General features: G+C 71.4%; 5 protein-coding genes and 1 pseudogene. 3 read left to right on the top strand and 3 right to left on the bottom strand.

Annotated features, from left to right (window positions below; genetic code table 11):
* A pseudogene (locus DI269_RS27865) lies at positions 1 to 329 on the bottom strand (hypothetical protein); the annotation flags it as partial.
* On the opposite strand from DI269_RS27865, the gene DI269_RS21640 reads away from it, so the two are divergent.
* The 3 genes from DI269_RS21640 to DI269_RS21630 are packed head-to-tail and all read left to right on the top strand — an operon-like array spanning position 214 to position 4,539.
* Positions 214 to 2,298 carry a serine/threonine-protein kinase gene (locus DI269_RS21640; RefSeq protein ID WP_112139709.1) on the top strand — a complete coding sequence of 695 codons (2,085 nt, stop codon included), beginning with the start codon at positions 214 to 216 and terminating at the stop codon, positions 2,296 to 2,298. The pseudogene DI269_RS27865 and the gene DI269_RS21640 overlap by 116 nt on opposite strands.
* Positions 2,299 to 2,311: 13 nt before the next feature.
* On the top strand, positions 2,312 to 3,379 hold the full coding sequence (locus DI269_RS21635; protein WP_157975145.1) for a PP2C family protein-serine/threonine phosphatase: 1,068 nt from the start codon (positions 2,312 to 2,314) through the stop codon (positions 3,377 to 3,379).
* On the top strand, positions 3,376 to 4,539 hold the full coding sequence (locus DI269_RS21630) for an FHA domain-containing protein (protein ID WP_112139705.1): 1,164 nt from the start codon (positions 3,376 to 3,378) through the stop codon (positions 4,537 to 4,539). Before DI269_RS21635 ends, DI269_RS21630 begins: the two co-directional genes overlap by 4 nt.
* 62 nt (positions 4,540 to 4,601) lie before the next feature.
* Here the strand turns inward: DI269_RS21630 and DI269_RS21625 are convergent, their stop codons facing one another.
* Both DI269_RS21625 and DI269_RS21620 read right to left on the bottom strand, forming a co-directional pair.
* The gene (locus DI269_RS21625) at positions 4,602 to 5,507 is read right to left on the bottom strand and encodes an alpha/beta fold hydrolase (protein ID WP_112139702.1); all 906 of its coding nucleotides are present in this window, start codon (positions 5,505 to 5,507) and stop codon (positions 4,602 to 4,604) included.
* A 19-nt stretch (positions 5,508 to 5,526) separates the two neighbouring features.
* A complete protein-coding gene (locus DI269_RS21620; RefSeq protein WP_112139700.1) occupies positions 5,527 to 6,108 on the bottom strand; it encodes a TetR/AcrR family transcriptional regulator in 582 nt (193 codons plus the stop codon).
* Position 6,109: the final 1 nt, after the last annotated feature.

Raw genomic sequence — 6,109 nt, 5'->3', positions numbered from 1 at the left:
CCGCCGCCGGGCCCGCCGGGGACGGCGGCGCTCCCGCCGGGGACCGCAGCGCTGTCGCCGCCGAGCATGACGACGCCCGTCGGGCCCCCGCAGGCGTATGCGGGGCAGCCGGTCCAGTCGCCGCAGCACCAGATCGCCCAGTCGCAGCAGATCGTGCCCGCGAACGCGGTCGTGTCGGCGCCGCCCGCGCCGTACCGGGCCCCGGCCGCGCCGATGCCGCAGCCGATCACCGGCCCGGTGACGCGCTCGACCACGTCCAGCACCCGCCAGCGCGGGGGCCTGTCGGACATGCCGCCGGTGCCGCCGCGCGACCCCGCCGAGGCGGTCATGGCGGACCCGAAGGTGCCCGAGCACAAGCGGTTCTGCTCCTCGTGCGGGAAGCCCGTGGGGCGCCCGCAGGCGGGCCGCGCCGGGCGCGTGGACGGCTTCTGCCCGTACTGCCGCGCGCGGTACTGGTTCACGCCCTCGCTCAAGCCCGGGGACCTCCTGTCGGACCGGTACGAGGTGCTGGGCGCGATCGCGCACGGCGGCCTCGGCTGGATCTACCTCGCGAACGACAAGAACTTCGACGACGACCTGACGCAGCGGTGGGTGGTCATCAAGGGCCTCATCAACACCTCGGACGAGGACGCGATCGAGGCGGCGATCAACGAGCGGCGGTTCCTGGTCGGGGTCGACCACCCGAACGTGGTGGACATCCACGACTTCGTCACGGCCGTGGACCCGCGCTCGGGGCAGCTCCAGTCGTTCATCGTCATGGAGTACATCGCCGGGAAGTCGCTGCGGGACATCAGGGACGCGGTCGACGAGGCCGGGGAGCGCAAGCCCCTGCCGCTGGAGCAGGTGCTCACCTACACCGCCGAGCTGCTGCCGGCGTTCAGCTACCTGCACGACCGGAACCTGCTGTTCTGCGACTTCAAGCCGGACAACATCATCCACGTCGAGACCTGGCTCAAGCTCATCGACCTCGGGGCCGTGCGGCACGTCGAGGACATGGAGTCGGCGATCTACGGGACGCCCGGGTACTCGGTGCCGAACGACGAGATCCTCTCGGTCGGGCCGTCGGTGACCTCGGACCTGTACACGATCGGCCGCTCGATGGCGGTGCTGGCCTTGGACTTCAAGGGCTTCACGAGCACCTACCGGGACAAGCTGCCGCCGGCGTCGGAGGCGCCGCAGTTCGCCGAGTACGGGTCGTTCCACCGGCTCCTGCTGCGCGCGTGCCACATCGAGCCGCGCTCGCGGTTCCAGGACGCCGACGACATGCGCACCCAGGTGCGCGGGGTCCTCCACGAGGTCCAGTCGGTGCAGCGGAGCGAGCCGCGGTTCGAGCCCTCGACGCTGTTCTCGGGCGAGCAGTCGGTGTTCGGCGAACCCGACGTGGAGTACGACATCCACGCCGTCGGGGACCCGTTCGAGATCGCGCACGCGCTGCCGTCGCCGATGGTGGACCTGGCCGACCCGATGGCCGCGTTCCTGGCGACGCAGCAGGCCACGGACGTGAACGGGATCCTCGCGGAGCTGAACTCGGCGCCGCAGCAGAGCCCGGAGGTGCAGCTGCGGCGGGTGCGGACGCTCGTGAACGCCGGGGAGCTGCACCAGGCCGCGGCGGTGCTCGACCAGTTCGCGCAGCGCGAGGGCAACACGTGGCAGGTGACGTGGATGCGCGGGATCATCTCGCTGCTGGCCGCGGACTTCGCCACGGCCGCAGCGCATTTCGACGCGGTCTACTCGCACCTGCCCGGAGAGCTGTCGCCGCGCCTGGCGCTGGCGGCGTGCGCGGAGCTGGCCGGGCGCGCGGACCTGGCGCTGCCGCACTACACGCGGATCTGGGCCTGCGACCACCGGTTCGTGTCGGCGGCGTACGGGCGGGCGCGCCTGCTCGACCTCGAAGGCAACTCGACCGACGCGATCACGACGCTGCACCAGGTCCCGAAGACCTCGGCGCAGTACGGGATCGCGCAGACCGCGGCGATCCAGACGGCGCTGCACTCGCGCACCGCGCCGCCGTCGCTGCTGGACCTGCACCACATGGCGGGGCGCCTGGACGAGCTCAAGCTCGAACCGCGGCGCCGCCACCTGGTCTCGACCAGGATCCTGCACCTGGCGCTGGAGACGGTGCAGCGCACCGGTCCGGCCGCCGAGCCGCCGGTCTTCGGGGCGCGCCCCGAGGAGCGCGAGCTGCGCCTGGCGCTGGAGCGGGCCTACCGTGACCTCGCCCATGCCTGCACGCGGCGGGAGGACCAGGTGTACTACTTCGACCTGGCCAACCGCCACCGCCCCCGCACGATGTTGTAGCCGAAGGAGCCCTATGCAGCCCTCACCGACCATGGGCGCCGCGAAGCGTTGCACCGCTTGCGGACTGCCGGCAGACCTCGGCCGCTTCTGCGAGGACTGCGGCGGGGAGTTGGAGGAGTTCGAGGTCCCCGCCGAGTCCGTCACGTGGCGGTCCTCGGCGGCGGTCGAGGAGAACCCCGACCACCCCGGCGGGTCCGACGACCACCTGTCGTTCGAGATGCCGGGCATCGGCGCGGCGACGGACGTCGGGAAGCGCCACCACTACAACCAGGACTCGATCGCGGTCGCGCTGGCCGAGGACGGCCGCAAGATCGCGGTGGTGTGCGACGGCGTCTCGGGCGCCTCGGACTCCGAGCGCGCGTCACTCGCAGGAGTGGAAGCGGCGGTGACGGAGATCCGCCTGGCGCTGGCCGAGGGCCTGTCGGCGGAGGACGCGTCGCGTCGCGGGGTGGGCGCGGCCCATTCCGCGGTGGCGGCGGTCGGCAAGCAGTACCCGAACTCGCCGCCGTCGTCGACGTTCGTCTCGGCGGTGGTCGAGGGGAACCAGGCGGTGCTGTGCTGGGTGGGCGATTCGCGAGCGTACTGGGCGGGTGAGAAGGAGGCGCGGTGCCTGACGGTGGACGACACCATCCAGGCCCGCCTGGAGTACCAGGGCGTCGACCCGTCGGACGAGCGGTACAAGAACCCGTACGCGAAAGCCCTGCTCGCGTGGCTCGGGGCGGACGCGCCGACGCTGAACCCGAACCTCCTCCGCGTGGATCTGGGCGGCGGGCATGTCGTAGTGTGCAGCGATGGTCTGTCGCGTTATTTCAATGACGATCACGACCTTCTGCCACTGCCGGACGGCAGTGTTGGCGAGAAGGCGGTAGCGTTGACACGACAAGCGCTCGCCAACGGCGGGCATGACAACATCAGTGTCGCGGTGGTGGAACTCGAATCCCCCGGTTCGGTCCAGGTCGACGAACGTGCGCGCGAGCGCGCGGACCAGGGCGCATCGAACGGGCAGAACGGGCCCGCCCCGCTGCTCGGTGTCGTCAGCGAGGCCGAGTACACCCAAATGCTTGGAGGGGGACGACCTTGACCTACCAGCCGACCTACGGCGGTGCCCCACAGCCGGGCGGGTACCAGTGCGCGTGCGGGGCGTTCCCGCAGGCACAGTTCTGCGAGCAGTGCGGGACCCCCAATCCGGCGTGGCAGCAAGGCCAGCCTCCGCAGTCCCCTGCCGCCTTCGGACAGGGGTACGCGTCGAACGACCCGTACGGGCAGCCCGACCCCTACGGCCAGCAGCAGCCCCAGCAGGGCTACGGGCAGGACCCGTACGCCCAGCCGCAGCAGCAGGACCCCTACGGGCAGCAGCAGGGTGGATACGGCCAGCAGGACCCGTACGGGCAGCAGTCCCAGCCCCAGCAGGGCTATGGACAGGACCCGTACGGCCAGCAGCCGCAGCAGGGCTACGGCCAGCCCGACCCCTACGGTCAGCAGCCCCAGCAGGGCTACGGCCAGGATCCCTATGGTCAACCGCAGCAGCAGGACCCGTACGGCCAGCAGCCGGGCGGGTACGGGCAGGACCCCTACGGTCAGCCCTCGCAGCCGCAGGACCCGTACGGCCAGCCGGCCCAGGACCCCTACGGGCAGCAGCCCGGCGGGTACGGGCAGGACCCGTACGCGCAGCAGTCGTACGCGCCGACCTCGGCGCCTCCCGGACCGCCTCCGGGCGTGCCGGCCGCGCCGTTCGGCGCCCCGACCTCCGCGCCGCCCTCGACGGGCACCGGCGGGTTCTCGATGCCGGACGCGCAGCCCGCGGACCTCGCGTCGAACTACGCGCCTTCGCAGGCGGCCACCCGCTGGGGCGTCGCCGTCACCGCGGACCAGGGCTACTTCAACAAGGTCGCGGCCTCGGACGGGGCCTCGCAGCTCCAGTACCCGTCGTTCGCGAAGCCGCGCCGCTTCCCGCTCGACAGGGGCGAGCTGACGATCGGCCGCTACTCCGCGAAGCGGGGCATCACCCCGGACATCGACCTGTCGGGCGACGTCGCGGACCCGGGCGTGAGCGCGCAGCACGCGCGCCTGTACGCCAAGGCGGACGGCTCCTGGACGATCATGGACGTCGGCTCCTCGAACGGCACGTTCCTCAACGGCTCCGACGAGCCGCTGGCGCCGAACGTGGAGTTCCCGGTCGGGGACGGCACCTATATCAACATCGGTGCGTGGACGCGTCTGACGATCCACTACGAGGGTTAAGAAGCATGAGGAAGGGCCGGGTCCGATGGACCCGGCCCTTTCGCTTATCCCCCTTGGGGGTTCTAGTCGCGCAAGAACTGGGCGACGCGGCCGCTGACGGCCGGGTTCACGAGGACCTTGCGGTGGCCCAGGCCCTCGGTGGCCATGAGCTCGGCGTTCGGCCAGGCGGCGGCGAGGGCCTCGCCGTGGCGGAACGGGTTGGGGCGGTCGCGGCGGTCGTGGACGATGAGCGCCTCGGACTCGACCTCGACGCCGTTCAGCGAGAAGTCGTCGAGCTTGACGCCGGCCTTGGCCTCCCCGAGGGGCGCCAGGCGGTCCATGATGCGCGGGCCCACGGGCACGATCGCGCCGATCGTGTCGCGGAAGCCCTCCTTGCCGCCGATGAACGGGGCGAGCATCGCGAGGCGGACGCTCTTCAGGTCGACGCCGTTCATGAGCATGCCCTGGACGGCGCTGAGGCAGCCCATGGAGTGGCCGACGACCGCGTACGGGGTGCCGAACTTCTCCAGGACGACGCTCATGGCCTCGACGAGGTGGAGGCCGTTGGCGTGCCGGTCGCCCCACGGGCCGGGGCCCGAGTTGCCGTGGCTGGGGGCGTCGAAGGCGACCACGCGGAAGCCGGAGGCGACGAGGTTCGCGGCGATGAACTTGAAGTCGCCGGTCGAGCCGCCCCAGCCGTGCACGAGGTAGACCAGGGGGCGCTCGCCGGGGGTGTCAGGGGCCCAGTCGTAGCCCCACACGGTGGTGCCGAGGCAGTCGATCTCGAAGACCGCCGAGCCGGCCGGGGCCTCGCCGCGCAGGCGCTTGTCGGGACCGGCGGGGAGCCGGAACCACATCTCGCACAGGAACTTCGCGGCCGGGCCGGGCGCGAGGCGCTCGGCGGCGACGAAGGCGGTGCGGATGTGCCAAGGAGCACGAACGGTCGTGCTTTTCTTGGGCCCGGAGGCTGCGGTGGAAGTGGATGCCATGGGTGTCAGGCCTTCCTGGTCAGGATCTGTAGCTGTCGATCAGCCGGTTGAACGCCGCCCAAGCGCGGTCGGCGGCGTCCGGATAGGACAGGATGCGGCTCATCCAGTTGTAGGACAGCAGGACGCCGAAGACCTCCTGCGCGACCTGGAAGACGTCGATGTCTTCGGAGAACTCGCCTTCGGAGACCGCCGTGGAGGCGACCCGGGCGAGGGAGTCGAGGAGCTGCCGCTGGTCGCGCGTCATCTGGTCGTGCAGCGGGCCCGTCATGTCGTCGAACTCGGTGCTGGCGGCCAGGAACAGGCAGCCGCCCGGGTGCTCGTACCAGCGCATCCAGTGCTCGACGATCGCCTGGAGCCGCGCGATCCCGCGCGGCTTCGCCAGCGCGGGCCGGAAGACCTCGTCGGCGAACTGCTCGGCGTAGCGCTCCATGCACGCGAGCTGAAGCGCCTCTTTGGATTTGAAGTGCGCGTACACGCCCGACTTCGACATGTCCGCGGCGGTCGCCAGGGAGCCGATCGTCAGGCCGGAGAGCCCGCTGAAGCGCGCCATCCTGATGGCCTCGTCGAGGATGGCCTGCCTGGTGAGTTCGCCCTTGCGCACG

It is taken from the genome of Glycomyces dulcitolivorans (assembly GCF_003265355.1).
In the GTDB taxonomy this organism is placed as follows: Bacteria; Actinomycetota; Actinomycetes; order Mycobacteriales; family Micromonosporaceae; genus Glycomyces; species Glycomyces dulcitolivorans.
Note: the sequence above shows the minus strand (reverse complement) of the source record. Positions and strands in the feature narration are given on the sequence as shown.